This window comes from Serratia ficaria, from assembly GCF_900187015.1.
GTDB classification, from domain to species: Bacteria; Pseudomonadota; Gammaproteobacteria; order Enterobacterales; family Enterobacteriaceae; genus Serratia; species Serratia ficaria.
Window position 1 is genome coordinate 3797307 of record NZ_LT906479.1, and the last position, 25135, is coordinate 3822441.

The window sequence follows — 25135 nt, forward strand, 5'->3', positions numbered from 1 at the left end:
GGCCTGTGTGTTGGTGTGCGTAATGTAAAAAGGCAACCCCGGGGTTGCCTTTAAAATAATCTTGGCTGCTAAAAACTATCAGGCGCTTTTGGCTAACGCAACAGGTTGCAGCAGTTGATCGCCGGCGTACAGCCGCGCATTGAGGCTGCCGACGTAGTAACGGCCGCCGCGCACCGGGGTGGCGTTGCCTTCCGGCAGCACCACGCTGATCGGCTCCTGATGCCAGCCGATCGGCTGTACCGTCAGCTGCCAGAAATGCCCGCGCGGGCTGACTTCCAGCACCTGCACCGGCAGCGGGCAACGCTCGCTGCTCTCGGTCGCGATCTCCATTTCCCACGGGCGCAGGAACAGATCGACGCTGCCCTGATGCATCGGCTGGAACGACAGCGGCCATTGGTGCGCGCCGACGAACAGCTGCGACCCGCGGATTTCACCGTTCAGGCGGTTCACTTCGCCCATAAATTCCAGCACGAAGCGGCTGGCCGGCTCGCGCATGATGTCGACCGGCGAACCGACCTGTTCAATATTGCCCTGGCTCATCACCACGATGCGATCGGCCACTTCCATCGCCTCTTCCTGATCGTGGGTAACGAACACGCTGGTGAATTTCAGCTCTTCGTGCAGCTGACGCAGCCAGCGGCGCAGCTCTTTGCGCACCTGCGCGTCCAGCGCGCCGAAAGGCTCATCCAGCAGCAGGATCTGCGGTTCCACCGCCAACGCGCGCGCCAGCGCCACGCGCTGTTTCTGGCCGCCGGACAGCTGCGACGGATAGCGGTTGGCCAGGTGGCCCAGCTGCACCATTTCCAGCAGCTGGGTGACTTTCTGTTTGATCGCCGCGGCGTTCGGGCGTTCGCGACGCGGCAGCACGCTCAGGCCGAAGGCGATGTTGTCGAACACCGTCATGTGGCGGAACAGCGCGTAATGCTGGAACACGAAGCCCACCCGCCGATCGCGCGCGTGCATGCGGCTGACGTCGGTGCCGTGGAAGCCCAGCTTGCCGCCGCTCTGGCTTTCCAGCCCGGCGATAATGCGCAGCAGCGTGGTCTTGCCGGAGCCGGACGGGCCCAGCAGCGCCACCATCTCGCCGGAAGAAATATCGAGCGAGATGTCGTTCAATACCTTGGTGCGGCCGAAGAACTTGTTAATGCCGTTAATCTCAATGCTCATGATTTTCCTCCCGCTCGAGCCGTGCGTTCTGACGCTCCAGACGCCATTGCAGAGCGCTTTTCAAAAATAGGGTCACTATCGCCATCAGGGTCAGCAGCGCGGCGGCGGTAAAGGAGCCGACGGTGTTGTAATCCTGCTGCAGCAGCTCAACCTGCAGCGGCAGGCTGTAGGTTTCGCCGCGAATCGAACCGGACACCACCGAGACCGCGCCGAATTCGCCGATGGCGCGCGCGTTGGTCAGCACTACGCCGTACAGCAGCGCCCAGCGAATGTTCGGCAGCGTCACGCGGCGGAACATCTGCCAGCCGGAGGCGCCCAGCAAAATGGCGGCTTCGTCTTCCTGGCTGCCCTGGCTGAGCATCATCGGCACCAGCTCTCGCACCACGAACGGACAGGTGACGAAGATGGTCACCAATACCATGCCCGGCCAGGAGAACATGATCTGGACGTTGTGCGCATCCAGCCAGCCGCCCAGCAGGCCGTTGCTGCCGTAAAACAGCAGATAAATCAGCCCCGCCACCACCGGCGAAACGGCGAACGGGATGTCGATCAGCGTCAGCAGCAGCTGGCGGCCCGGGAAGGTGAACCGCGTCACCAGCCACGCCAGCAGCGTGCCGAAAATCAGGTTGAACGGCACGGTGATCAAGGCGATCAATACCGTCAGCCAGATAGCGTGCAGCATGTCCGGATCGAGCAGGTTGCCCCACATCGCGCCAACGCCCTTGGAGAAGGCCTCGGCGAAAATCGAAATCATCGGCACCACCAGCAGCAGCACCGAGAACAGTACGCCGACGGCGATCAGCGACCATTTGGCCCAGTTGACGCGCGGGCGCTCGACGCCGTTGAACTCGGAAATATCAGCCATCAGTGCCCCCCGATGCGTCGGCCGAAGCGGCTCTGCAGAACGTTAATGCTGAACAGCAGCAGCAGCGACGCCGCCAGGATCACCGATGCGATGGCGCTGGCCGCCGGATAATCGAACTCCTGCAGGCGCACAAAAATCATCAGCGAGGTCACTTCCGTCTTCCAGGCGATGTTGCCGGCGATGAAAATCACCGCGCCGAACTCGCCCAGGCTGCGGGTAAAGGAGATCGCCGTGCCGGCCAACAGCGCCGGCGCCACTTCGGGCAACACCACGCGGCGGAAGCTTTGCCAGCGGGTGGCGCCCAGAGTTTCGGCCGCCTCTTCGTATTCCGGCCCCAGCTCCTCCAGCACCGGTTGCACGGTGCGCACCACGAACGGCAGGCTGGTGAAGGCCATCGCCACCGCGATACCCAGCCAGGTAAAGGTGACCTTGATGTCAAAATGCGCCAGCCATTGGCCATACCAGCCGGTGGTGGAGAACAGCCCCGCCAGCGTGAGGCCGGCCACCGCCGTCGGCAATGCGAACGGCAGGTCGATCAGGCCATCCAGCAGCGAACGGCCGGGGAAACGGTAGCGGGTCAGGATCCAGGCCATCAGCATGCCGAACACCGCGTTGAACAGGCTGGCGACGCCCGCCGCCAGCAGCGTGACCTTATAGGCCGCCACCACCTGCGGATTGGAAATCACCTCCCAATACTGCGCCAGGCTCATCTGCGCCAGCTGCATCACCAGCGCGCTGAGCGGCAGCAGCAGGATCAGGCAGGTATAAAACAGGCTGCTGCCGAGGCTGAGACCGAATCCGGGCAGAACCCGTTTACTGGACAACGACAACATTTACTTATGCCCTGCCGCTAACAGCCGGTCCAACTCGCCGCCGGTGGCGAAATGGGTTTTCATCACCTGCGGCCAGCCGCCGAATTGATCTTCCACCCGGAACAGCCTGGTGTCCGGGAACTGCCCTTTGGCCGCCGCCATCGCCTTCTGGTCGTAGACGCGGTAATAGAAGCTGGTGATCACCTGCTGCGCCGCCGGGCTGTAGAGGTAGTTCAGGTAGTCCTTGGCCGCCTGTGCGGTGCCGTTTCTCTCGACGTTTTTGTCCACCCAGGCCACCGGGAACTCCGCCAGGATATCGACCGGCGGTACGATCACTGCATATTTGTCTTCGCCGTACTGCTTGCGGATGTTGTTCACCTCAGACTCGAAGCTGATCAGCACGTCGCCCAGGCCACGTTCGACGAAGGTGGTGGTCGCGCCGCGGCCGCCGGTGTCGAAGACCACCACGTTTTTCAGGAAACGGGTCATAAAGGCGCGGGTCTTGGCCTGGTCGTTGCCGTCGGCCTGGCTGGCTGCGCCCCAGGCGGCCAGATAGGTGTAACGGCCGTTGCCGGAGGTTTTCGGGTTCGGGAACACCAGCTTCACGTCGTCGCGCACCAGGTCGTTCCAGGTGCGGATGCCCTTCGGGTTGTCCTTGCGCACCAGGAACGCCATGGTGGAATAGAACGGCGAGCTGTTGTTCGGCAGGCGCGACTGCCAGTCGGCCGGGATCAGCTGGCCGCGGTCGTGCAGGATCTGCACGTCGGTGACCTGGTTGTAGGTCACCACGTCGGCGCGCAGCCCTTGCAGGATCGCCAGCGCCTGTTTGGAGGAGCCGGCGTGAGATTGCTTGATGGTCAGCTTGTCGTTCGGGTGCTGCTGATTCCACTGCTGTTCGAAGCCGGGGTTCAGCGCGGTAAACAATTCACGGGAAACGTCATAGGAGCTGTTCAGCAATTCCGCCGCCGACGCGGTGCCGCCGGCCAGCAGCGCCGCCGCCAGCCATCCTTTCAGCACGATATTTTTAACCCGGGTTTGTTTCATTCTGCACCTTAGCTCACTGAGTCAATCTTTCAGGCTTTCGCCTTATTGATGACCAGTGTATTTATAACTAGGTGCGGAGCTGTAACGCTTTTATATACCGTTTAGTGATTTTCAAGCATCAAACGCTATAAGGCAGGGGCGGAGCGGTTTCGCCGAGGCGGAAGGCAGGCACCGAAGCCGGCGTCGCCGGCCCCGGTGAAGGCGTCAAAGTGACAGCAGGCGCGTCAGCGAAGGGGCGAAGTAGTAGCTGCCGGTGACCGCGCGGCTGAAGCGCAGCATCGCGTCGCGTTTGCCGTCCAGCTCGCCGAACATGCTCAGCAACTGCCGCTCGATGTTGTGCAGGCGCGCGCAGTAGGCGATGAAGTACAGCCCGTGCTTGCCGCTGGCGGTGCCGTAAGGCAGGCTCTGGCGCAATATCTTCAGGCCCTGGCCGTTTTCCTGCAGATCGACGCGGCTGACGTGCGAGGTCTCCGGGCGTTGGTCCGCCGGCAGCTCTTCGCTGTCGTGCTTGGTGCGGCCGATGATCTGCTCCTGCTGCTCGGTGGTGAAGCGCTGCCACTGGCGCAGATTATGCTCGTAGCGCTGCACCAGCACGTAGCTGCCGCCCTCATCTTCTTCGCCTGCGGCGATGGTCGCCACTGCCGGGCGCTGCTCGCCCTGCGGATTTTCGGTACCGTCGATGAAGCCGCTCAGATCGCGCTCTTCCACCCAGCGGAAGCCATGGGTTTCCTCTTCGATTTTGACCGCATTGCCGAACGCCGCCAGCGCGGCCTGCGCCAGCGTGAAGTTAACGTCATGACGCAGGGATTGAATATGAATCAGCATGTCGCGCTGGGTGGCCGGCGCCAGCCCTTTGCCAAGCGGCGTGAAGGGTTTCAGCTCTTTGGCGCCCTGGCCGCTGGACAGATCGTGCCAGACGTCATAGCCGAAGGCGATCACCGCGCCCAGACGCGCATCCGGGAACTGCTGCTGCAGCTCGCTCAGCCGCTGGCAAAACTGTTTGCAGCCCTGGCGCAAATCGGCAAATTCACCCTGTACGGTAGCTTCCATAAAAATGGCGAAACGGCAGTGTTCCAATAAAATGCCGCTCTGAACCTGTGTCATGTTGTTTTCCTCAATGCCTGAATCGGGGCGGTCGCCGCCCGAGGTCCCTGTTACGAACGCGCTATCATAACGCATGGTCGCGGGATTGCCTTGCATCAGCGCAAAGAAAATGGGGGTACCCGGTATGGAATGCGGGCGCCGCGCACGAGGCGCCCGTTGGCGAAAGGGTTACTGCGGTTTGGCGTGCCAGATAATCTTGCTGACCGTCCAGCTTTTCAGCGTGTCGTCCGGCGGGATGATGTCCTGCGGGCCGGCCCACTTGCCGCTGAAGATGTAGGAGACGTATTTGCTCTGCTCCGCCACGCACTCCACCTTGCCGGCGTCTTCGCCTTCGGCCGGTTTGCAGGCGCCGAAAGCCTTGCTGTACATGTCGCCGAACGGCGTGCCGAGCTTGTTGCCCCATTCGGTCGCCACTTTTTGGTCCATCACGTCCACCCGCTGCACGTGGCCCTTGGGTTCGCCGGTGATCACCAGCTTCACCTCGTCGCCGGACAGCGCCTGATAGTAGGAAACGATCTGGCCATTGCTGGTCGCCATGCCGCCGCGCAGGCGATAGTTGCCGTCCAGCCCGTCGTTGATGGCGGTTTCCGACATCGGCGTGCCGGCGTTAAGATTGCCAACGCCCCTGGCGCCGACTTCAAGGCTGCTGCCGAACCAGTTGAACGGCGACAGGCTGGACCAGGAAAAGTTGGACATGGTCGAACAGCCGGTCAGTAACAGCGGGAGCCCTAACAGCAGTGGGCGAATATTCATCTCATAGCTCCTTAACATCAATGGCATGGGGCGCTGGGATCGCCCTGCCGCACTCGGCGTTTTGCTGCGTGCCAGCCTCTCACAACTGTGCGCGCTACGCCATCGGTTGCCAGCTTGGAGTGCGCAAAATGCGAAAAGTGCCGCACTTCGCCGCAATTACCCGGCTTCGTCCTGCGGCGCGAAGCAGGCTTTCAGCCGCGCGTTCAGCAGCAAATAGCCCAGCGCCAGCGCATCCAGCATCACCAGCATCAGCTCCAGCGCCGGCGAATTGCCGTCCTGCTGCCACAGGCTGAACAGCGAGCCGCCCAGCGCCGCCAGCAGCGAACAGATCAGCACCCAGCGCCAGGCGCGCCACAGCCGCGGCCATGGATGACGGCGGCCGCTGAGTAGAAACGCCAGCGCGGCCGGCAACCCGAGCAGCATGCCGTACCAAAAGCGCTGGGTATCCGGATAAAACAGCGTCAGCAGCCCGCTTCCCTGCTCGCGCGAAACGCCGGCCATCACAAACAGCAGCCAGGTGCGCGCCTGTAAAATCAATACGCCCCAAAACCACGCCGGCAGGCGCAACGCGCCGTGCTGATCGTAGTCGTCAGGGGAAAATCGGTATGCCCGTTGCTTCAACTGCCGTTCCTTTCAAAAGGGTGATGACTCCTTCACATGGGCGCCAAGGTTGGGCTTTTCAATGCGTCGGCTTAAGAAGCTCTTAAGATCCTTGTGCTTTAATCATTATCACCCCGTAAGCAATCCCGAATGACCGGGTGCTGATTTTTGAATTAAATAAGGAAGCTAAAAATGAAAAAACTGACTCTGGCCGCATTGATCGCGCTGTGCAGCGCACCGGTATTGGCTCAACAGGGCGGGTTCCTCGACCCTTCCGCCCCGCAGGCGCAAACGCAGACCCAACCGCAAGGCGGTTTCTCCGGCCCCAGCGCCGCGCTGACCACCGTCGACAAGGTAAAATCGATGAGTGACGACGCCTGGGTGATGCTGCAGGGCAACATCGAGCAGCGCGTCGGCGACGATACCTATACCTTCCGCGACGCCAGCGGCACCCTGACGGTCGAGATCGACAAGAAACGCTGGAACGGCCAGACCATCACGCCGAAGGACAAAGTGCAGCTGGAAGGCAAGGTGGACAAGGACTGGAGCAGCGTGGAAGTGGACGTGAAAACGCTCAAAAAGCTGCCGTGACGGCTGGCCCGGGGCGGAGAAACGACGCCGCCCCGGCGCGGCTCAATATTCCTGATCTTCGATCAACCGCTTGCCCAGGCTGGTCACGCCCTGGATCTCGTAGCCGAGCTTTTCGTACATCTCTACCACGGTGTCGTTGTCTTCGCGCACCATCAGCTGGATCTTCGGGCAGCCGCGGGCGATCAGTTTCTTCTCCAAGCGGTTAATCAACGCATTGGCGATGCCGCGCCCGCGGTAATCCGGGTGCACGCCCAGGTAATAGGCCGAGCCGCGGTGGCCGTCGTAACCGCCCATCACCGAACCGACCACCTCACCGCCCACTTCCGCCACCAGGAACAGCTCGGGATCGTGGTTCAGCTTGCGCTCGATATCCATCTCCGGATCGTTCCACGGCCGCAGCAGGTCGCAGCGCTCCCACAGGGTAATGACCTCTTCAAAGTCGTCTTGTCGAAATACGCGAATTTCCATCGATGTTGGCCGCTGTTAATTAAGGTGTTTATCTGATTATCGCGTGATTATTCACATACGCAATATCAAACTGCGATTTACCGCGCTATTTGACAGGTTTTGCCGGTAACCGGCGTAATAAATGGAAATAGTTATCAGGTCGATTAATGATTATCAATACGATATAACGTCGCAAAATAGAAATTATCGATGGAGCGTCGCGTAATGAAAAAGCAGGTTAAACAATTCCTCAATTTTAAACCGCTTTCCGTTTCCCCCACGCGACGTCAACTTTTGCTCTCCGGCCTGGCCGTGGCGCTGCTCGGCGCCAACAGCCGCAGCGCCACGGCCGAATCCGGCGGCATGCTGCGCAGCCAGCAGCACAGCAAACCGGCGCCAAAACCGACCGGCAGCAAGCGGGTGGTGATGATCGATCCCGGCCACGGCGGCATCGATTCCGGCGCGGTCGGCCATGAAGGTTCACAGGAAAAACACGTGGTGCTGGAGATAGCCAACCACGTGCGCCGCTTCCTGCACGAACACGATCACGTCGAGGCGCGCCTGACGCGCGAGGAAGACGAATTCATTCCGCTGTTCCAGCGGGTGGAGATCGCGCACCAGCACCAGGCCGACCTGTTCATCTCGATCCACGCCGACGGCTTCACCAGCCCGACGGCCTCGGGCGCCTCGGTGTTCGCCCTCTCCAACCGCGGCGCCAGCAGCGCCATGGCGCGCTATCTGTCCAACCGCGAGAACGCCGCCGATGACGTGGCCGGCGGCAAATACAAGGATCAGGACAACTACCTGCAGCAGGTGCTGTTCGATCTGGTGCAGACCGACACCATCAACAACAGCCTGACGCTTGGCCGCCACGTGCTCGGCCAAATCCGCCCGGTGCACCATCTGCACAGCGACAGCACCGAGCAGGCGGCGTTTGCGGTGTTGAAATCCCCGTCCATTCCCTCGGTGCTGGTGGAAACCTCGTTCATCACCAACCCGGGCGAGGAGCGGCTGCTGGGCACCACCGCCTTCCGCGAAAAAATCGCCCGCGCCATCGCCGACGGGGTGATCAATTTCTTCAGCTATTACGACAGCCATCAGCGAAAACCGCGCTGATGCTGCCGACGGCGGCGAATAAAGGTATACTCTGCACCTTGTTCAGTCAGACGCTGTGAATAATCCCGCATGAGTTTACCCACCATCGCTGAAGTAAAATCCTTCCTGCTGGCGCTGCAGGACCGCATCTGCGCGCAGCTGGCGCAGGCCGACGGCGGCGCCGTTTTCGCCGAAGACCAATGGACGCGTGAAGAGGGCGGCGGCGGCCGCAGCCGCGTGCTGACCAACGGCGCGGTGTTCGAACAGGCGGGGGTAAACTTTTCCCACGTATCCGGCGCCACCCTGCCCGCCTCCGCCACCGCGCACCGCCCGGAACTGGCCGGCCGCAGCTTCCAGGCGATGGGCGTCTCGCTGGTGGTGCACCCGCTCAGCCCGTACATTCCCACCAGCCATGCCAACGTGCGCTTCTTTATCGCCGAAAAACCGGGTGAAGAGCCGGTGTGGTGGTTCGGCGGCGGCTTCGACCTGACGCCGTTCTACGGCTTCGAAGAGGACGCGGTGCACTGGCACCGCACCGCCGAACGGCTGTGCGCCCCCTTCGGCGACGAGGTCTACCCCAAATACAAAAAGTGGTGCGACGATTACTTCTTCATCAAGCACCGCAACGAGGCGCGCGGCATCGGCGGCCTGTTCTTCGACGACCTGAACACGCCGGACTTTGACCACTGCTTCGCCTTCACCCGCGCGGTGGGGGAAGGCTTCCTCGACGCCTACCTGCCGATCGTCGAAAAGCGCAAAACGCGGGCCTGGGGCGAGCGCGAGCGCCAGTTCCAGCTGTATCGCCGCGGCCGCTACGTGGAGTTCAACCTGGTGTGGGACCGCGGCACGCTGTTCGGCCTGCAAACCGGCGGCCGCACCGAATCCATCCTGATGTCGATGCCGCCGCTGGTGCGCTGGGAATACAACTACCAGCCGCCGGCCGACGGCCCGGAAGCCGCGCTGTACCGCGATTTCCTGCCGGTGCGCGACTGGCTGAAGGAGCCTGAATGATGCAGATTTGGGTCGATGCGGACGCCTGTCCGAACGTCATCAAGGAAGTGCTGTTCCGCGCCGCCGATCGCACCGCCGTGCCGGTGACGCTGGTGGCCAACCAGCCGCTGAAAACCCCGCCGTCGAAGTTTATCCGTACCCTGCAGGTGGCGGCCGGCTTCGACGTGGCGGATAACGAGATCGTGCGCCGCTGCGCAAAAGGCGATCTGGTGATCACCGCCGACATCCCGCTGGCGGCGGAGGTGATAGAAAAAGGCGCCATCGCGCTGAATCCGCGCGGCGAACGTTACACGCCGGACACCATCCGCGAACGCCTCAACATGCGCGACTTTATGGATACCCTGCGCTCCAGCGGCATCCAGACCGGCGGCCCGAATGCGCTGAACCAGCGCGACCGCCAGCAGTTCGCCAACGAACTGGACAAGTGGCTGCAGCAGGCGAAACGGGCGCAGTGACTTGCCGTTTTAACACATTCATTTGACTGATGGTGTGATCCACAGATAGTCCGCGACCTGCTTATCCACCTGCACGCCAGGCTCAGCCAGCATCAGCACCGTCGGCAGCGCCGCCGGCTGCAGATCCTGCACGTGCAGCGGCACCCCCAGCGTTTTCGCCGCGTGATAACCGCCGGCGATCAGCAGCGCCGGCGTCGGCGCCGCCAGCAACCGCTCGGCCATGCGCCGGTCGCGCTGCTGTTGGATCGCCAGCATCGCGCGCAGTTGCCCGGCCTCGATCTCACCGCCGTGCGAATTGCGGATGGTCTCCGCCAGCGCCCGCCGCACCTCCGGCCGCACCGACAGCACGCCCGGCGGGAATTCTGGCCGCTGATAAAACGCCACTATCTCGCTGCGATCCAGGTTGGCCGACCACAGCGGGTACGGCGCGCGCATCGCCGCCATCGTCACTTCGCCATAGCCTGCCCATTTCCAGCCCGGCTGCCAGTCAATCAGCTCGGCGACGCGGGTATCGCGCACCGCCGTATTGCCCTGCAGCCAGCTTTTGACCTTATCCACCCTGGCCTGCTGATTCGGATTGATCATCTCCATCAGCACGCTGCCCTGCGGCCGCAGCTGCGGCAGCTGCTGCACCAGCCACAGCTCAATCCGATGGTGGTATGGGTTGTCGTGTTTTTCGCCGACGATCACCCGCGGCTGCGCCGCCAGCCGGGCCAGCAGCTGCTCGGGCGTCAGGGTTGCGCCGCTGCGCAAATCGGTGATGCTGCCCAGGCGCTGCACGTCGTTTTGCGGCGGCGTCGGCGGCCTATGGCTACAGGCGGCAAGCGCCAATGCGGCCAGTAAAATCAGAAATCTCATGCTGTTGCCCTGTTATCAAAAGTGGCGCCATTATAGATAATAATTATCATTTGCATATAGAGCGCTTTCGCTCCTGCGGCCCGGTTAACGATTTTTTATCCGCGGTCCGCGTGCCGCGCATTGATTTCACCGAACATTGCGGGTATAACCAATAGCCATTTAGCAGCTTAGACGTCCATACGGATAAATTATTATGCACTCACCCGCTCCCGCCACAGGGCAATTCAAACGCAGCATGAAGGCCCGGCATCTGGTGATGCTGTCGCTGGGCGGCGTGATCGGCACCGGGTTGTTCTTCAACACCGGCTACATCATTTCCACCACCGGCGCCCTCGGCACCCTGCTGGCCTATCTGATCGGCGCGCTGGTGGTGTATCTGGTGATGCTGTGCCTGGGGGAGCTGTCGGTAGCGATGCCGGAAACCGGCGCCTTTCACGTCTACGCTTCGCGCTATCTGGGCCCGGCCACCGGCTATACCGTGGCCTGGCTGTACTGGCTGACCTGGACGGTGGCGCTGGGCTCCAGCCTGACCGCCGCCGGTTTCTGCATGCAGTATTGGTTCCCGCAGTCGCCGGTGTGGCTGTGGTGCCTGATTTTCTGCGCGGCCATTTTCCTGCTTAACGTGGTGACCACCCGCTTCTTCGCCGAAAGCGAATTCTGGTTCTCGCTGATCAAGGTGGTGACCATTCTGGCGTTCATCATTTTGGGCGGCGCCGCCATGTTCGGCCTGCTGCCGATGAAGGACGGCACGCCGGCGCCGTTCCTGCACAACCTGACCGCCTCCGGCTGGCTGCCGAACGGCACCCTGCCCATCCTGATGACCATGGTGGCGGTGAACTTCGCCTTTTCCGGCACCGAGCTTATCGGCATCGCCGCCGGCGAAACCGAGAACCCGGAAAAGGTCGTGCCGCTGGCGATCCGCACCACGGTAGTCCGCCTGATGCTGTTCTTTATCGGCACGGTGTTTATTCTGGCGGCGCTGATCCCGATGGATCAGGCCGGGATCGTCAAAAGCCCGTTCGTGCTGGTGTTCGAGCGCATCGGCGTGCCCTACGCCGCCGATATTTTCAACTTCGTGATCCTGACCGCCATTCTGTCGGCGGCCAACTCCGGCCTCTACGCCTCCGGGCGCATGCTGTGGTCGCTGGCCAACCAGCGCACCCTGCCGGCCTATTTTTCCCGCGTCAACCGGCGCGGCATCCCGATCAACGCGCTGACCTTCAGCATGCTCGGCGGCGTATTGGCGCTGCTGACCAGCGTGATCGCCCCCGACACGGTGTTCGTTGCGCTGTCGGCGATCTCCGGCTTCGCGGTGGTGGCGGTGTGGCTGAGCATCTGCGCCGCGCATTATGCCTTCCGTCGCCATTACCTGCGCAGCGGCCAGCCGATCGACGGGCTGAAGTACCGTGCGCCGGGCTACCCGCTGACGCCGATCCTCGGCTTCGCGCTGTGCCTGCTGGCCTGTATCGGGCTGGCGTTCGATCCGGAACAGCGCATCGCCCTGTATTGCGGGCTGCCGTTTGTCGCCCTGTGTTACGCCGCCTATTACCTGACCCGCCGCGCCGGGCAAAAAAACGCTTTGGGAGAAAACCATGCCGGTTAACAACCCCGTCGCCCAACTGTTGGCCGACCACCCTACCCTGATCCTGGACGGCGCCCTGGCCACCGAGCTGGAGGCGCGCGGCTGCGATCTCAGCGATCCGCTGTGGTCCGCCAAGGTGCTGATTGAAAATCCCGAGCTGATTTATCAGGTGCATCTCGACTATTTCAACGCCGGGGCGCAGTGCGCCATTACCGCCAGCTACCAGGCCACGCCGCAGGGCTTTCTGCGCCGCGGGCTGGATCACGCGCAGTCGCTGGCGCTGATCGCCAAAAGCGTGCAGCTGGCGCAGCAGGCGCGCAGCGATTATCTGGCGGCCCAGCCGCAGGCCGCGCCGCTGCTGGTCGCCGGTTCGGTAGGCCCCTACGGCGCCTATCTGGCCGACGGCTCCGAATACCGCGGCGACTACCGGCTGCCGCAGGAAGAGATGATGGCCTTCCACCGCCCGCGCATCGCCGCGCTGGCCGCCGCCGGCGTCGATCTGCTGGCCTGCGAGACGCTGCCGTCGTTCGGCGAACTGCAGGCGTTGCTGGCGCTGCTGCGGGAATTCCCGACGCTCGGCGCCTGGTTCGCTTTCACGCTGCGCGACAGCCGGCACCTCAGCGACGGCACGCCGCTGGCCGAGGTGCTGGCGGCGCTGCGCGGCAACCCGCAGGTGCTGGCCATCGGCCTCAACTGCATCGCGCTGGATCAGGTCGCCCCGGCGCTGCGGCAGTTGGCCGGGCTGGCCGATAAACCGCTGCTGGTCTATCCGAACTCCGGCGAGCATTACGACGCGGTCAGCAAAACCTGGCACGCCTGCGGCGGCGAACACGGCAGCCTGACGGAACAGGCCGCTGAATGGCAAGCCCTCGGCGCACGGCTGATTGGCGGCTGCTGCCGCACTACCCCGCGGGATATCCGCGCCATCGCCGAGCGCTGCAGGGCATAAACCAACTATTCAGTTAACTGGCGCAACTGCTTTGCAGTTTCTACAGCATTGAGGCGGCCTTTCGCCGCCTCAACCGTTAACTCGACCAATTTCGCATCTTCCCGTAATGCGATGCCATTGATGCCGAGAAACAGCGCCATGCTCTGAAAAGCCGTTCGTTTATTGCCATCGAGGAAGATATGCCCCTGGCTGATAGCTATCAGATAGATAGCGGCGAGATGATAGATATCCGAGACGTTGTCATAATGGTAGGCATTAAGCACTCTATTGGCCACGGCCTCAACCTTGCTGCCATCCTGGCGCCCTTGAGGCACAATTTCAGCATTGAATTCCGCAATATCCTCTGCGGTCAAAAAAATCATCTATCCGCCAATGCATTAATGGTATCTGCATGTTTGAGCTGAATACGCGCTTTCACTTTGGCTTTAACCAATACCTCATAGTCTGCCTTGCTGATGATATAGACCTCGTCGTGGCCGCGGCGGGTGACTTCGACCGGTTGATTTTGCGCTTCCTGAAAAACCTCAGCCAAGTTATTTCTCGCCGAGGTATAGCTGATTGTCGTCATGTGGCATTACCTGTACATGTACATGTTTGAGCGATATTTGTACCATAAAAAAGCCCCCTGCGCCAACGGCGGCAGGGGGCGCGATATCACGCCGGGCTTATAGCGGTTCGGTCTGGGCTTCCACCACCGCCAGCGCCACCATATTGACGATGCGGCGCACCGAGGCGATCGGCGTCAGGATATGCACCGGCTTGGACACCCCCATCAGCACCGGCCCGACGGTCACCCCTTCCGAGCAGGAAACGCGCAGCAGGTTGTAGCTGATGCGCGCCGCTTCCATGTTCGGCATGATCAGCAGGTTGGCCGAGCCTTTCAGCGGGCTGTCCGGCATCAGATCGTGACGAATGCTCTCCACCAGCGCGGCGTCGCCGTGCATTTCGCCGTCGATCTCCAGCTCCGGCGCCAGCTCATTCACCAGCTCCAGCGTCTTGCGCATCTTGCGCGCCGCCGGACAGTCGGACGAGCCGAAGCTGGAATGGGACAGCAACGCCACCTTCGGCTCGATGCCGAAGCGGCGCACGGTTTCCGCCGCCATCAGGGTGATTTCCGCCAGCTGTTCCGGCGTCGGATCGTCGTTGACGTAGGTATCGGCGATAAAGGTGTTGCCGCTCGGCAGCAGCAGCGCGTTCATCGCGCCGGCGACGTGCGCTCCTTCGCGGAAGCCGAACACGTTTTTCACCACCTCGTAGTGTTCATGGTAGCTGCCGATGGTACCGCAGATCATCGCGTCCGCTTCGCCGCGGTGCAGCATGATGGCGGCGATCAGCGTCGGGTTGCCGATCACCGCGCGGCGCGCCTGCTCCTGCGAAACGCCGCGACGCTTCATGATCTGGTAGTACTCGCCCCAGTATTCGTTGAAGCGCGGGTCGGATTCGTTGTTCACCACCTCGAAATCCTGGCCCGGCGTCAGCTGCAGGCCAAGCTTTTTCAGGCGCATCTCGATCACGCTCGGGCGGCCGACCAGGATCGGGTAGGCCAGGCCCTGCGACACCAGCTCCTGAGTGGCGTGCAGCACGCGCTCTTCTTCGCCTTCCGCCAGCACCACGCGCTTCACCTCTTTGCGCGCCTGCGAGAAGATCGGTTTCATGAACAGGTTGGTTTTGTAGACGAACTCGGCCAGCTTCTCCACGTAGGCGTCGAAGTCCTCGATCGGGCGCGTCGCCACGCCGGAGTCCATCGCCGCCCTGGCCACCGCCGGCGCGATTTTGACAATCAGGCGCGGGTCGAAAGGCTTGGGAATGATGTAGTCCGGGCCGAAGGACAGATCCTGATCGTCATAGGCGGAGGCCACCACGTCGCTCTGTTCCGCCAGCGCCAGGTCGGCGATGGCGTGCACGCAGGCCAGCTTCATCTCTTCGTTGATGGTGGTAGCGCCCACGTCCAGCGCGCCGCGGAAGATGAACGGGAAGCACAATACGTTGTTCACCTGGTTCGGGTAGTCGGAACGGCCGGTGCAGATGATGGCGTCCGGGCGCACCGCTTTGGCCAGCGGCGGCAGAATTTCCGGTTCCGGGTTGGCCAGCGCCATGATCAGCGGATCGCGCGCCATGGTTTTCACCATGTCCTGCGTCAGCACGCCGGGGCCGGAACAGCCGAGGAAGATGTCGGCGTCCGGAATGGCGTCGGCCAGCGTGCGCCGGCCGTTATCGTCGATCGCGTAGGCCGCTTTGGTCTGCTCCATGTTGGCCTCGCGGCCCTTGTAGATCACCCCTTTGGAATCGCAAACGGTGATGTTCTGCTGGCGCAGGCCCAACGCCACCAGCAGGTTCAGACAGGCGATCGACGCCGCGCCGGCGCCGGACACCACCAGCCGCACGTCGGAGATGTTCTTTTTCACCACCCGCAGGCCGTTGAGCACCGCGGCGGTAGTGATGATCGCCGTGCCGTGCTGATCGTCGTGAAACACCGGGATCTTCATGCGTTCGCGCAGTTTCTGCTCGATGTAGAAACACTCCGGCGCCTTGATGTCTTCCAGGTTGATGCCGCCGAAGGTCGGCTCCAGCGCGGCGATAATATCGATTAGCTTGTCGGGGTTATGCTCGTCCACTTCGATATCGAACACGTCGATACCGGAAAACTTCTTGAACAGGACGCCCTTGCCCTCCATCACCGGCTTACCGGCCAACGCGCCGATATTGCCCAGGCCCAGCACCGCCGTGCCGTTGGAAATGACCGCCACCAGGTTGCCGCGCGCGGTGTATTTATAGGCCGCCAGCGGATCTGCGGCAATTTCCAGACAGGGCGCGGCGACGCCCGGCGAATAGGCCAGCGCCAGATCGCGCTGGGTGGCCAGCGGTTTGGTCGGAGATACCTGGATCTTCCCTGGGACCGGAAACTGATGGAAATCAAGGGCACTCTGTTTGAGCTGTTCGTCCATTATGGATTCCTTTGCTTTTTGCTTTTATGTTGAGGTAAGGCTTGTCAGATCGGTAAAGCTTTAAGGCTAGACCAGTATAGTGAGAGAAACGTCACAAACTTTGAAGCGGGCCATAACCTTGGTCGAAATACTTTTATAAAAGTAAAAAAAGAAGTACCACAGGACGGGCAAGAAAAAAACTGCCGTCAATGCGACGGCAGCGCGGCGCGCCAGGCGTTGAGCGCCGCCACCTGGCCGGCGCAGATTTGTAACGAGGTTTGTAACGCCAGGGCGTAGCTCAGCGCATCCCCCCAGGTCTCGCCCGGCAGGGGCGGCAGTTCGCAGGGAACGAACACCGACTCAGGGGGCAACAGCGGCACCGGCCGCGCCGCCGGCGGATTGGCGCAGGAGCTCAAGCACAGCGCCAGGCATAGGCTGAGCGGCGCAGGGATCATGTTTAATCGCTTCACGGTATTTCCTCTGATAAATGTCGCCTTGCTGACGCAGCTGGCGTTCCTGCCGCTGCTGCGCCGCCATCAGCGCGCGATTCTGCGCCTCCTGGGTTTGCAAGGCGGCGATCAGCCCGGCCTGCTGCGCCAGGCTCTTTTGCTGCTCCGCCGCCTGCTGCCGCGCCAGCTCCAGCCGGTGCGACAGCAGCGAGCTGTAGCCGCCGAGGCAAATGGCCGCCAGCAACAGCAGCAACATCCCGCCCTGCGCCAAGCGCTGCAGCCAGGCGCTCATGCCGGGTAGTCCCGGAACGAAAGCTGGAAATGCGGCCCGTCCTTCAGCGTTTTCCATTCGCCGCCCCATTCAACGCCAACGCCGCACTCGCGCGCCGCGCGCCGCACCGCCACCGCGATCTGCGCGTAATAATCCCACTCCCAGGACACCACGCCCGCCGGCATCGCCACCACGTCCACCGCGTGGCCGGTCAGATGGCGGCTGCGCAAGGTTTGGCTTTTGCCGGCGCGCAGCATTTCGCGCTGGCGCGCCATGCTGCGCAAGCCTTCGCTGACGGAGAACGGCACCAGCGAATAACGCAGCGCCAGGCGGATCACCCGCACCAGATCGGGATGCACGCCCGCCAGATTTTCTTCGCTGCGGGCGGTGAAGCGAATATCCTCAATTTCATTTAACATTTTTAAACCCCGTTTTTTTGCCAATGAATTTTTTAATCAAGGCGCCGATATAATCCGCCCCCATAAAGCCAATCAACACGCTGGCTAAATTGGCCCACTTTAATTCCCAGCCCATCAATGCCAGGGCATCTCGCACCGTCCACGCCAACAGCGCGCACATGGCGGCATTTAATAAACGCCGCCGAATGCCCACGTTGCGATAGGCGCCGTGCAATAACGCCATCACCCCCGCCAGGATGGCGTTCATTACCGGCTGCAGGTATTCACAGGCTCGCTGAATAATTAAGCCGACAGCGTCTGGCTCTAAGCTGGACATCGCTCTCCTCCGGTTTTATTTTTAATCAAATGCCAATCACGGCCGCTGGGACATCGGACAGTTTGAATCTAGTGAAGGATGCTATAACAAAGCAAATGAATAAATACATGGCCTAGGGTCAAATTCATTCACGCTGACGACTGACACAACCCATATCGCCCCGTGCGGGCCAATTAATAAAAACTCATGCTTATGGTGATTTATTTCGACTTCTCTTTATTCCATAAATAATGGCTAATGACTCCGGGAGTTATTCTCTCATGATAAAAACCATTCACTCTGGAGAAACGCCATGTCTACACGTAAAGCCGTTATTGGCTATTATTTTATCCCGACCGTTCAGATTAATAACTATACCGAATCCGATACCGCGATCGTGCCGTTCCCGGTATCGAACATTACGCCGGCCAAGGCCCGGCAGCTGACCCACATCAACTTCTCGTTCCTCGATATCAACGGCGATCTGGAATGCGCCTGGGATCCGGCCACCAACGACGCCAAGGCGCGCGAAGTCGTCGGCCGCCTGACCGCACTGAAGGCGCACAACCCCAGCCTGCGCATCATGTTCTCCATCGGTGGCTGGTATTATTCCAACGATCTGGGGGTGTCCCACGCCAACTACGTCAATGCGGTCAAGACCCCGGCCGCCCGCAGCAAGTTCGCCCAGTCCTGCGTGCGCATCATGAAGGCGTACGGTTTCGACGGCGTGGACATCGACTGGGAATATCCCCAAGCGGCGGAAGTGGACGGCTTCGTCGCCGCGCTGCAGGAGATCCGCACCCTGCTGGATAGGCAAACCCAGGCCGACGGCCGTCAGGCGCTGCCCTACCAGTTGACCATCGCCGGCGCCGGCGGCGCGTTTTTCCTGTCGCGCTACTACAGCAAGCTGCCGCAGATCGTCGCCCAGCTCGACTACATCAACCTGATGACCTACGATCTGGCCGGCCCCTGGGAGAAGATAACCAACCACCAGGCGGCGCTGTTCGGCGACGCGGCCGGGCCGACCTTCTACAACGCGCTGCGTGAAGCCAACCTGGGCTGGAGCTGGGAAGAGCTGACCCGCGCCTTCCCCAGCCCGTTCAGCCTGACGGTCGACGCCGCCGTCCAGCAGCACCTGATGATGGAGGGCGTGCCGAGCGCCAAGATTGTGATGGGCGTGCCGTTCTACGGCCGCGCGTTCAAAGGCGTCGGCGGCGGCAACGGCGGCCAATACGGCAGCCACGCCACGCCGGGGGAAGACCCGTTCCCGGGCACCGACTACTGGCTGGTGGGCTGCGACGAATGCGTGCGCGACAAGGATCCGCGCATCGCCTCCTACCGCCAGCTGGAGCAAATGCTGCTCGGCAACTACGGCTACCAGCGCCTGTGGAACGACAAGACCAAAACCCCGTACCTGTACCATGCGGAACGGGGGCTGTTCGTCACCTATGACGATGTGGAAAGCTTCAAGTACAAGGCCAAGTACATCAAGCAGCAGCAGTTGGGCGGCGTGATGTTCTGGCATCTGGGGCAGGACAACCGCAACGGCGACCTGCTGGCCGCGCTGGATCGCTACTTCAACGCGGCGGATTACGACGACAGCCAGTTGGACATGGGCACCGGCCTGCGTTACACCGGCGTTGGCCCCGGCAACCTGCCGATCATGGCCGCGCCGGCCTATACGCCGGGCACCACCTACGCGCAGGGCGCGCTGGTGTCTTATCAGGGCTATGTCTGGCAGACCAAGTGGGGCTCGGTTACGGCGGCGCCGGGCGCCGACAGCGCCTGGCTGAAGGTGGGCCGCGCGGCCTGAGCCATAAAAAAACCCCGCAGCCTGGCGCTGCGGGGGGTTATTGCGTTAACCGTTTAATGTCGCATCCTTTGGCCTTGCGCCCTCAGTTGTTGCACCAGGGGTAACCGCCGTCCCGCACCACTTCACGCCCCAGCAGGCTTAAAACGTCGCTTTTGCGCGTCAGGCGCTCGTGCCACCAGCTAAAGCCGCCGCCCTTGCTGGCCGGGTGCCAGGCCAGCCAGATCATTTCATCCCCTTTTTGCATCTCCACCGGCACCCTGACCAGCTCGCCGCTGGCCAGCTCTTTTTCAATCAGCGCCGGCGGCAGGAAGGCGTGGCCGATGCCGCGTTTGAGCAGCGCCAGTTTGCTTTCCACGTCGCACACCACCAGCTGCCGCTGCAGCGGCAGCGTGCCGTGGTTGCGCTTTGGCAGGTCGTGGCTGCTGTCGGCGATCACCACCACGATGTCGTTCAGCCGTTGCTTCTTGCACACCGCCTTTTTCTGCGCCGCAAAGGGGTGGGACGGCGAGACGCACAGCACAAAGTCCAGCTTGCCCAGCATCAGGGTTTTGGCCTGCACGCTGTCCGGGATCTGGCCGATGGCGATGATCAGGTCGGCGCGGTTGTTCTTCAACGCATCCCAGGTGCCGTTCAGCGCCTCACGCTGCACCGAGATATTGGCGTTCGGGCTGTGCTGAATATAGTCGCGGATATCCTGGGTGAGCGCCTCCAGCGGAAAGTACTTGTCGACCACGATGCGGATATTATTTTCCAGCTTGGGTATGTTGCGCACCCGGCTTTCCAGATCCTGCACCGCATTTAATATCCAGCTGCCCTCCTGCAGCAGGAATTCCCCTTCATCGGTCAGGGTAATCATAGGTCCATTACGATGAAAAAGTTTCACGCAGAGCTTGCTTTCAATATTTGAAACCCGGTACGAGATGGCCGAAGGCGTTTTATGCAACGCCTCCGCAGCCATGGAGAAAGAACCGGTACTTTTGATGGTGCTGATTATTTTAATCGCATCCAGGGATAATCTAGTCATACAAATTCCTCTTTGACATAAAAACAAGAAAAATTGACACTAAATTCCCAGGCAATCGGCGCGCAAAAATCGATCAAGTTCTGCAAGAGTTCTTTAAGCAACAAGCAATATACTCCATAACGGAGAACGCCATCTGAAAGACTATTCATCAACCCGTCAAATAAAATTCATCATGGCGATGCGTTTTTAGACAGCAGAAGTTAAATAAATTCAACCAGCCAAACAAAGATAATCATCATCATAATTTTAGTTAATAGCCTATAAAACTTTCCATTCTACGGCCGAGTGCAAATGATAAAAATAAAACAAGCCGGCAAGAATGATTATTTTAGTTTCGTTACTGTCCTCTCATCTGGCCGGTGAGAAATACATGACTTTCACATTATAACTTCAGTCAGGAGTGACTTATGAACCAGACCTCTCGTACCCTTATGTCCCTGGGCCTGCTGAGCGCGGCCCTGTTCGGCGCCTCGCAACAGGCCAACGCGCACGGCTACGTCGAAACGCCGGCCAGCCGCGCCTATCAGTGCAAACTGCAGCTCAACACCCAATGCGGCAGCGTGCAGTACGAACCGCAGAGCGTTGAAGGGCTGAAAGGCTTCCCGCAGGCCGGTCCGGCGGACGGCCATATCGCCAGCGCCGACAAGCCCACCTTCTTCGAGCTGGACCAACAAACGCCGACCCGCTGGAACAAGATCAACCTGAAGACCGGCGCCAACAGCTTCAGTTGGACGCTGACCGCGCGCCACAGCACCGCCAGCTGGCGTTATTTCATCACCAAGCCGAACTGGGACGCCTCGCAGCCGCTGACCCGCGCCTCCTTTGACCTGACGCCGTTCTGTCAGTACAACGACGGCGGCGCCATCCCGGCCGCCAAGGTCACCCACCAGTGCAACATACCCGCAGACCGCACCGGTTCGCACGTGATCCTCGCCGTGTGGGATGTGGCCGACACCGCCAACGCCTTCTACCAGGCGATAGACGTCAATCTGAGCCATTAATCCGGGGGAAATGCAGAGAGGGTTCAGCGCAGGCTGAACCCTTTTTTTGTCGGCTACTGCGACATATTGAGGAGGGTGCGCACGTTAAGCGCGCTGGTGGCGATAATGTCGATGGCGCCGGTGCGCAGCGCGCCGAGTATCGCCATCGCCTTGGTGTTTTCCGAAGCAATGGCGATCACGCAGGGGATTTTACGCAGTTCGTCGATGCTCAGGCCGATCACCCGATCGTTCATCACCGTATCCACGTGCTGCCCCTGGGCGTTGAAGAAGTCGTAGCCGGCGATATCGCCGATCACCCCCTGATTGAGGCTGGCGTCGATAATCTCGTGCGGCGTGAACCAGCCCAGCTTCACCATATAGCTGTTTTCGTTCATATCGCCAATGCCCACCAGCGCCACGTCGGCCTTGCGCGCCCGATCCAACGTTTCCTTGATGGTGCCGTTTTGCATAAAGGCGTCTTTCAGCGCGCGGTTTTCGACGTAGGCCGGGGCGTACAGGGTTTCGCTGCTGCCGCCGAACTTCTTCGCCAGCCGGCGGCTGATGTGGTCGGCGTTGATCGCGTCGCCGGGGCGATGGGTGCCGCCGATGCCGCAGATAAACTTGCAGTTTCGCTCCGCCACGCTGCCGACGTGATCGGCGATCGCCGCCACGTTGCGCCCCTGCCCCACCGCCAGCACCATATCGTCTTTCAGCGACATCGCCAGATAGTTGGACACCAGCGCCGCCACCTGCCGACGCTGCTCTTCTTCATCCTGATGGTCGAGCGCGATCAGCGCGCGGCTGATGGGAAAGCGCTCCATCATCTGCTGCTCCAGCCGGGTGCTGAACACCGGGTGATAACGCACGGTGATCTCGACGATGCCCTCTTCCTTGGCGCGTTTGAGCAAACGCCCGACTTTGATCCGCGAAATGCCGAACTTTTTGGCGATTTCTTCCTGCGTGATCTCATCCTGATAGTAAGCGACGGCGATTTCGGTCAGCAGTTCGTTATCCTGGGACACTGTTTGTTTTTCCATCCGTTAGACGTTTCCCCACGGCAGGCCGGTTATCGATGGCGGATGAGGCGGCAAGCCGGCCCCACCGGCCATCGCTGAATTGCCCGCTAGTATAACGCGTTCATGCGGTAACGGTATTCAACCGTTGCTCTACGCCGTCGGCCAACCGGCTGAGCAGCAGGCAGCAGGAGACCGCGCCCGCGTCCAGCACGCCGCGCGAACGTTCGCCCAGGCGGCTGGCGCGGCCGATTTTCGCCACCAGGTCGCGGGTCGAATCCCGCCCCTGCGCGGCGGCCCGCTTCAGCTGCTCCAGCGCCGCGCTGAAGCCGTCGCCGCGCTGCACCGCGCCTTCGAACGCCGCCACCGCCGGGATCAGGGTATCCATCAGGCACTTGTCGCCCACGCTGGCGCTGCTGATGTCCTGCAGTTCGCTCAGCCCGTTGCGCAGCATCGCCAGAAACGCCCGCTGATCCAGCGTTTCCTTATCCCGCACGCTGTCGGCCATGCCCATGAACAGGCTGCCGTACAGCGGCCCCATCGAGCCGCCGATGCCTTCCATCAGCGCATCGGACACCGCATCGAACGCCTGCGCCAGCGTCAGTTGCCGGCCCGCGATCGCCGCGCCGCACATGGAAAACCCCTTCGCCATATTGATGCCGTGATCGCCGTCGCCGATCGCGCCGTCGATCTCGCTCAAGTATTCACGGTTGCTGACGATGACGTCGATCAGGCCGGAGACGACCTCATTGCCGTAGCGGGTAGAAAGATGTTCTGTCATGGTTCACTCCACCTGGGTTAAGCCTAAGGATTGCGCCGGCATGTCAATCAGGGTTTTCAGTTCGTCATCCAGCTTCATCAGCGTCAGCGTCACCCCCATCATTTCCAGCGAGGTAAAATAGTTGCCGACGTAGCGCCGGTGCACCTTGATCCCCCGGGCCGTCAGCCGCCGTTCGATCTCGGCGTAGTAGATGTACAGCTCCATCACCGGCGTGGCGCCGAGGCCGGAGATCAGCAGCGCCACCTCCTGGCCGTTGTCCAGCGGCATGTCGTTGAGCACAAAATCGAGCATGGTGCCGGCCATGGCGCAAGCCGGCTGGATAGGCGACACCTCGATGCCCGGCTCGCCGTGGTGGCCGATGCCGATCTCCATTTTGCCGTCTTCAATATGGAAGTTGGGCTTGCCGACCGCCGGAATGGTGCAGGAGCTCAGGCCGACGCCGATCGAGCGGCAGTTGCCGATCGCCTTCTGCGCCGCGCCGATCACCCCGTCCAGATCGTAGCCCCTGGCCGCCGCCGCCGCGCCGATCTTCCACATCAGGATTTCGCCGGCCACGCCGCGGCGCTTGTCGATTTCGCTGGCCGGCGCCGAGGCCACATCGTCGTTCGCCACCACGGTTTTCACCCTGATGCCGGCCGCGGTGGCCTTCTTGATCGCCATCTTGACGTTCATGTTGTCGCCGGCGTAGTTGCCGTACAGGCAGGCTACCCCGGCGCCGCTGTCCGCCGCCTTGAAGGCGTCGAGGAAGGCGCCCGCCGTCGGGGAGGAAAAGATCTCGCCGATCGCCACCGCGTCCAGCATGTTCTTGCCGACATAGCCGAGAAACGCCGGCTCATGGCCGGAGCCGCCGCCGGTGACGATGCCGACCTTGCCGGCGATCGGCGCCGTCGGATGCTTCAGCACCCGCGCGTTATCGGTGGCGGCGTAATACTCCGGGTGCGCCAGCCGGTAGCCCTGAATGGCGTCTTCCACTACCTGATCGGGATCGTTAATGATTCTGTTCATCGCGGCCTCTCTGTCGCCTGAATAGTGAATTATTGAATGGTGTAGCCGCCGTCGACCACCAGGTTGGCGCCGGTGATCATCGCGGCGGCGTCGCCGGCCAGGAACAGCGCGCCGGCGGCAATGTCCTGCGGTTCGGCAAAGCGCCGCAGCGGAATTTTCTGTTTCATCTGCTCGGCCACCTCGCCGGACCAGGCCTTGCGCCCCAGCTCGGTCAGCACCACGGTGGGCGAAATGGCGTTGATCCGCACGTTGTGCGGCCCCCACTCCAGCGCCAGAACCTGGGTCAGGCCGATCACGCCGGCCTTGCTGGCGCAATAGGCCAGGTGATTCGGCAAGGCCACCACCCCGGCCTGGGAAGCCAGGTTGACGATGCTGCCGCTGCGCTGACGAATGAAACGCCGCCCCGCCGCCTGGCAGGTAAGAAACACCCCTTTCAGATTTACCGCCAGGGTGGCGTCCCAGGCCTCTTCCGGCAGCGTTTCGGCCGGGTGCAGCGCCACGATGCCGGCGCTGTTGACCAGCACGTCAAGCCGGCCAAAGTGCGCTTCGGCCTGCGCCGTCGCCCGCTCCACCGACGCCGGGTCGGTCACGTCGGTCAGGATGCCCAACGCCGCATCGCCGCCGAGCTGCCGCGCCTGTTCCGCCACCTGCGGCGCGCGATCCATCAGCACCACCCGCGCGCCGTCGTGCAGAAATCGCTCGGCGATGGCATAGCCGATGCCCGCCGCGCCGCCGGTGATCAACGCCACTTTGCCGCATAAAGTCGGCCCGGCGGGCGCTTCGCTCTGGTTATTAAACATAGGTTTCTCCCTAAAACTGTGAACTTCA

29 protein-coding genes are annotated in these 25135 nt (G+C 61.7%); 8 read left to right on the forward strand and 21 right to left on the reverse strand.

The genetic code is table 11. From position 1 onward, the window contains the following. Positions 1-78: 78 nt before the first annotated feature. The 7 genes from cysA to CKW09_RS17955 form a co-directional block, all read right to left on the reverse strand. On the reverse strand, positions 79-1167 hold the full coding sequence (gene cysA, locus CKW09_RS17925; RefSeq protein WP_061799350.1) for a sulfate/thiosulfate ABC transporter ATP-binding protein CysA: 1089 nt from the start codon (positions 1165-1167) through the stop codon (positions 79-81). Continuing rightward, complete coding sequence (gene cysW, locus CKW09_RS17930) at positions 1157-2032, reverse strand: sulfate/thiosulfate ABC transporter permease CysW (protein ID WP_061799353.1); 876 nt, start codon at positions 2030-2032, stop codon at positions 1157-1159. Before cysW ends, cysA begins: the two co-directional genes overlap by 11 nt. After that, complete coding sequence (gene cysT / locus CKW09_RS17935; RefSeq protein ID WP_061799354.1) at positions 2032-2865, reverse strand: sulfate/thiosulfate ABC transporter permease CysT; 834 nt, start codon at positions 2863-2865, stop codon at positions 2032-2034. Before cysT ends, cysW begins: the two co-directional genes overlap by 1 nt. After that, the gene (locus tag CKW09_RS17940) at positions 2866-3888 is read right to left on the reverse strand and encodes a sulfate ABC transporter substrate-binding protein (protein ID WP_061799355.1); all 1023 of its coding nucleotides are present in this window, start codon (positions 3886-3888) and stop codon (positions 2866-2868) included. Between the two features lie 204 nt (positions 3889-4092). Further along, positions 4093-4992, reverse strand: coding sequence for a Dyp-type peroxidase (locus tag CKW09_RS17945; RefSeq protein WP_061799357.1), 900 nt, complete (start codon positions 4990-4992; stop codon positions 4093-4095). A gap of 168 nt (positions 4993-5160) precedes the next feature. Beyond that, positions 5161-5745: an RpoE-regulated lipoprotein gene (locus CKW09_RS17950; RefSeq protein WP_061799359.1), complete on the reverse strand. Its 585-nt coding sequence runs from the start codon at positions 5743-5745 to the stop codon at positions 5161-5163. A gap of 156 nt (positions 5746-5901) precedes the next feature. Continuing rightward, the gene (locus CKW09_RS17955) at positions 5902-6366 is read right to left on the reverse strand and encodes a DUF2919 domain-containing protein (RefSeq protein ID WP_061799361.1); all 465 of its coding nucleotides are present in this window, start codon (positions 6364-6366) and stop codon (positions 5902-5904) included. 171 nt (positions 6367-6537) lie between these two features. Between CKW09_RS17955 and CKW09_RS17960 the strand changes: the two genes are divergently transcribed. After that, a complete protein-coding gene (locus tag CKW09_RS17960; RefSeq protein ID WP_061799363.1) occupies positions 6538-6936 on the forward strand; it encodes a YgiW/YdeI family stress tolerance OB fold protein in 399 nt (132 codons plus the stop codon). 42 nt (positions 6937-6978) lie between these two features. On the opposite strand, the gene CKW09_RS17965 is transcribed toward CKW09_RS17960, so the two are convergent. Next, positions 6979-7404 (reverse strand): GNAT family acetyltransferase, encoded by a 426-nt coding sequence (locus CKW09_RS17965; RefSeq protein ID WP_061799365.1) that lies wholly within the window; start codon positions 7402-7404, stop codon positions 6979-6981. 204 nt (positions 7405-7608) lie between these two features. On the opposite strand from CKW09_RS17965, the gene amiA reads away from it, so the two are divergent. From amiA to CKW09_RS17980, 3 genes are all read left to right on the forward strand, one after another. After that, positions 7609-8499, forward strand: coding sequence for an N-acetylmuramoyl-L-alanine amidase AmiA (gene amiA / locus CKW09_RS17970; RefSeq protein ID WP_095098627.1), 891 nt, complete (start codon positions 7609-7611; stop codon positions 8497-8499). A gap of 69 nt (positions 8500-8568) precedes the next feature. Then, positions 8569-9489 carry an oxygen-dependent coproporphyrinogen oxidase gene (hemF, locus tag CKW09_RS17975; protein ID WP_095098630.1) on the forward strand — a complete coding sequence of 307 codons (921 nt, stop codon included), beginning with the start codon at positions 8569-8571 and terminating at the stop codon, positions 9487-9489. Further along, on the forward strand, positions 9489-9944 hold the full coding sequence (locus tag CKW09_RS17980) for a YaiI/YqxD family protein (protein ID WP_061799412.1): 456 nt from the start codon (positions 9489-9491) through the stop codon (positions 9942-9944). The genes hemF and CKW09_RS17980 overlap by 1 nt, the downstream gene beginning before the upstream one ends. A gap of 18 nt (positions 9945-9962) precedes the next feature. Here the strand turns inward: CKW09_RS17980 and CKW09_RS17985 are convergent, their stop codons facing one another. Beyond that, entirely contained in the window at positions 9963-10802 is an 840-nt protein-coding gene (locus CKW09_RS17985) for a ChaN family lipoprotein (RefSeq protein ID WP_095098633.1), read from the reverse strand. 193 nt (positions 10803-10995) lie between these two features. On the opposite strand from CKW09_RS17985, the gene mmuP reads away from it, so the two are divergent. Next, on the forward strand, positions 10996-12405 hold the full coding sequence (gene mmuP / locus CKW09_RS17990; protein ID WP_095098639.1) for an S-methylmethionine permease: 1410 nt from the start codon (positions 10996-10998) through the stop codon (positions 12403-12405). Further along, positions 12395-13333 (forward strand): homocysteine S-methyltransferase, encoded by a 939-nt coding sequence (gene mmuM, locus CKW09_RS17995; protein WP_061799377.1) that lies wholly within the window; start codon positions 12395-12397, stop codon positions 13331-13333. The genes mmuP and mmuM overlap by 11 nt, the downstream gene beginning before the upstream one ends. 5 nt (positions 13334-13338) lie before the next feature. Here mmuM and CKW09_RS18000 read toward each other — a convergent pair whose 3' ends face one another. The 7 genes from CKW09_RS18000 to CKW09_RS18025 all read right to left on the reverse strand — a co-directional run bounded on the left by CKW09_RS18000 (position 13339) and on the right by CKW09_RS18025 (position 17643). Then, positions 13339-13695 (reverse strand): type II toxin-antitoxin system death-on-curing family toxin, encoded by a 357-nt coding sequence (locus tag CKW09_RS18000; RefSeq protein ID WP_061799378.1) that lies wholly within the window; start codon positions 13693-13695, stop codon positions 13339-13341. Further along, entirely contained in the window at positions 13692-13901 is a 210-nt protein-coding gene (locus CKW09_RS18005; RefSeq protein WP_061799380.1) for a type II toxin-antitoxin system Phd/YefM family antitoxin, read from the reverse strand. The genes CKW09_RS18000 and CKW09_RS18005 overlap by 4 nt, the downstream gene beginning before the upstream one ends. A 97-nt stretch (positions 13902-13998) precedes the next feature. After that, positions 13999-16278 carry an NADP-dependent oxaloacetate-decarboxylating malate dehydrogenase gene (gene maeB / locus CKW09_RS18010; protein WP_095098647.1) on the reverse strand — a complete coding sequence of 760 codons (2280 nt, stop codon included), beginning with the start codon at positions 16276-16278 and terminating at the stop codon, positions 13999-14001. Between the two features lie 185 nt (positions 16279-16463). Then, positions 16464-16637: an Rz1-like lysis system protein LysC gene (gene lysC, locus CKW09_RS24755; RefSeq protein WP_165283073.1), complete on the reverse strand. Its 174-nt coding sequence runs from the start codon at positions 16635-16637 to the stop codon at positions 16464-16466. After that, positions 16618-16998, reverse strand: coding sequence for a DUF2570 family protein (locus CKW09_RS18015; RefSeq protein ID WP_061799384.1), 381 nt, complete (start codon positions 16996-16998; stop codon positions 16618-16620). Before CKW09_RS18015 ends, lysC begins: the two co-directional genes overlap by 20 nt. Beyond that, a complete protein-coding gene (locus CKW09_RS18020) occupies positions 16995-17396 on the reverse strand; it encodes a M15 family metallopeptidase (RefSeq protein ID WP_061799389.1) in 402 nt (133 codons plus the stop codon). Before CKW09_RS18020 ends, CKW09_RS18015 begins: the two co-directional genes overlap by 4 nt. After that, positions 17386-17643, reverse strand: a complete 258-nt coding sequence (locus CKW09_RS18025; RefSeq protein WP_231922082.1) for a phage holin, lambda family — start codon at positions 17641-17643, stop codon at positions 17386-17388. The genes CKW09_RS18020 and CKW09_RS18025 overlap by 11 nt, the downstream gene beginning before the upstream one ends. 361 nt (positions 17644-18004) lie before the next feature. Between CKW09_RS18025 and CKW09_RS18030 the strand changes: the two genes are divergently transcribed. Further along, positions 18005-19504, forward strand: coding sequence for a glycosyl hydrolase family 18 protein (locus tag CKW09_RS18030; protein ID WP_095098654.1), 1500 nt, complete (start codon positions 18005-18007; stop codon positions 19502-19504). A gap of 82 nt (positions 19505-19586) precedes the next feature. Here CKW09_RS18030 and CKW09_RS18035 read toward each other — a convergent pair whose 3' ends face one another. Then, positions 19587-20528 (reverse strand): LysR family transcriptional regulator, encoded by a 942-nt coding sequence (locus tag CKW09_RS18035; RefSeq protein WP_061799394.1) that lies wholly within the window; start codon positions 20526-20528, stop codon positions 19587-19589. 407 nt (positions 20529-20935) lie between these two features. Between CKW09_RS18035 and CKW09_RS18040 the strand changes: the two genes are divergently transcribed. After that, on the forward strand, positions 20936-21529 hold the full coding sequence (locus tag CKW09_RS18040) for a lytic polysaccharide monooxygenase (protein WP_061799395.1): 594 nt from the start codon (positions 20936-20938) through the stop codon (positions 21527-21529). A gap of 53 nt (positions 21530-21582) precedes the next feature. Here CKW09_RS18040 and CKW09_RS18045 read toward each other — a convergent pair whose 3' ends face one another. The 4 genes from CKW09_RS18045 to CKW09_RS18060 form a co-directional block, all read right to left on the reverse strand. Next, positions 21583-22545, reverse strand: coding sequence for a sugar-binding transcriptional regulator (locus CKW09_RS18045; protein WP_061799396.1), 963 nt, complete (start codon positions 22543-22545; stop codon positions 21583-21585). 100 nt (positions 22546-22645) lie between these two features. Beyond that, positions 22646-23302: a dihydroxyacetone kinase subunit DhaL gene (gene dhaL, locus CKW09_RS18050; protein WP_095098661.1), complete on the reverse strand. Its 657-nt coding sequence runs from the start codon at positions 23300-23302 to the stop codon at positions 22646-22648. Positions 23303-23305: 3 nt separating this feature from the next. Next, positions 23306-24307 (reverse strand): dihydroxyacetone kinase subunit DhaK, encoded by a 1002-nt coding sequence (locus CKW09_RS18055; RefSeq protein WP_061799399.1) that lies wholly within the window; start codon positions 24305-24307, stop codon positions 23306-23308. Positions 24308-24336: 29 nt separating this feature from the next. Further along, positions 24337-25107 (reverse strand): SDR family oxidoreductase, encoded by a 771-nt coding sequence (locus tag CKW09_RS18060; RefSeq protein WP_095098662.1) that lies wholly within the window; start codon positions 25105-25107, stop codon positions 24337-24339. Positions 25108-25135: the final 28 nt, after the last annotated feature.

Bases quoted from the DNA above. Each gene is read 5' to 3' on its own strand.
- cysA (WP_061799350.1), bottom strand. From the start codon at position 1,167: ATGAGCATTGAGATTAACGGCATTAACAAGTTCTTCGGCCGCACCAAG.
- cysW (WP_061799353.1), bottom strand. From the start codon at position 2,032: ATGGCTGATATTTCCGAGTTCAACGGCGTCGAGCGCCCGCGCGTCAAC.
- cysT (WP_061799354.1), bottom strand. From the start codon at position 2,865: ATGTTGTCGTTGTCCAGTAAACGGGTTCTGCCCGGATTCGGTCTCAGC.
- CKW09_RS17940 (WP_061799355.1), bottom strand. From the start codon at position 3,888: ATGAAACAAACCCGGGTTAAAAATATCGTGCTGAAAGGATGGCTGGCG.
- CKW09_RS17945 (WP_061799357.1), bottom strand. From the start codon at position 4,992: ATGACACAGGTTCAGAGCGGCATTTTATTGGAACACTGCCGTTTCGCC.
- CKW09_RS17950 (WP_061799359.1), bottom strand. From the start codon at position 5,745: ATGAATATTCGCCCACTGCTGTTAGGGCTCCCGCTGTTACTGACCGGC.
- CKW09_RS17960 (WP_061799363.1), top strand. From the start codon at position 6,538: ATGAAAAAACTGACTCTGGCCGCATTGATCGCGCTGTGCAGCGCACCG.
- CKW09_RS17965 (WP_061799365.1), bottom strand. From the start codon at position 7,404: ATGGAAATTCGCGTATTTCGACAAGACGACTTTGAAGAGGTCATTACC.
- amiA (WP_095098627.1), top strand. From the start codon at position 7,609: ATGAAAAAGCAGGTTAAACAATTCCTCAATTTTAAACCGCTTTCCGTT.
- hemF (WP_095098630.1), top strand. From the start codon at position 8,569: ATGAGTTTACCCACCATCGCTGAAGTAAAATCCTTCCTGCTGGCGCTG.
- CKW09_RS17980 (WP_061799412.1), top strand. From the start codon at position 9,489: ATGCAGATTTGGGTCGATGCGGACGCCTGTCCGAACGTCATCAAGGAA.
- CKW09_RS17985 (WP_095098633.1), bottom strand. From the start codon at position 10,802: ATGAGATTTCTGATTTTACTGGCCGCATTGGCGCTTGCCGCCTGTAGC.
- mmuP (WP_095098639.1), top strand. From the start codon at position 10,996: ATGCACTCACCCGCTCCCGCCACAGGGCAATTCAAACGCAGCATGAAG.
- mmuM (WP_061799377.1), top strand. From the start codon at position 12,395: ATGCCGGTTAACAACCCCGTCGCCCAACTGTTGGCCGACCACCCTACC.
- CKW09_RS18000 (WP_061799378.1), bottom strand. From the start codon at position 13,695: ATGATTTTTTTGACCGCAGAGGATATTGCGGAATTCAATGCTGAAATT.
- CKW09_RS18005 (WP_061799380.1), bottom strand. From the start codon at position 13,901: ATGACGACAATCAGCTATACCTCGGCGAGAAATAACTTGGCTGAGGTT.
- maeB (WP_095098647.1), bottom strand. From the start codon at position 16,278: ATGGACGAACAGCTCAAACAGAGTGCCCTTGATTTCCATCAGTTTCCG.
- CKW09_RS18015 (WP_061799384.1), bottom strand. From the start codon at position 16,998: ATGAGCGCCTGGCTGCAGCGCTTGGCGCAGGGCGGGATGTTGCTGCTG.
- CKW09_RS18020 (WP_061799389.1), bottom strand. From the start codon at position 17,396: ATGTTAAATGAAATTGAGGATATTCGCTTCACCGCCCGCAGCGAAGAA.
- CKW09_RS18025 (WP_231922082.1), bottom strand. From the start codon at position 17,643: ATGAACGCCATCCTGGCGGGGGTGATGGCGTTATTGCACGGCGCCTAT.
- CKW09_RS18030 (WP_095098654.1), top strand. From the start codon at position 18,005: ATGTCTACACGTAAAGCCGTTATTGGCTATTATTTTATCCCGACCGTT.
- CKW09_RS18035 (WP_061799394.1), bottom strand. From the start codon at position 20,528: ATGACTAGATTATCCCTGGATGCGATTAAAATAATCAGCACCATCAAA.
- CKW09_RS18040 (WP_061799395.1), top strand. From the start codon at position 20,936: ATGAACCAGACCTCTCGTACCCTTATGTCCCTGGGCCTGCTGAGCGCG.
- CKW09_RS18045 (WP_061799396.1), bottom strand. From the start codon at position 22,545: ATGGAAAAACAAACAGTGTCCCAGGATAACGAACTGCTGACCGAAATC.
- dhaL (WP_095098661.1), bottom strand. From the start codon at position 23,302: ATGACAGAACATCTTTCTACCCGCTACGGCAATGAGGTCGTCTCCGGC.
- CKW09_RS18055 (WP_061799399.1), bottom strand. From the start codon at position 24,307: ATGAACAGAATCATTAACGATCCCGATCAGGTAGTGGAAGACGCCATT.
- CKW09_RS18060 (WP_095098662.1), bottom strand. From the start codon at position 25,107: ATGTTTAATAACCAGAGCGAAGCGCCCGCCGGGCCGACTTTATGCGGC.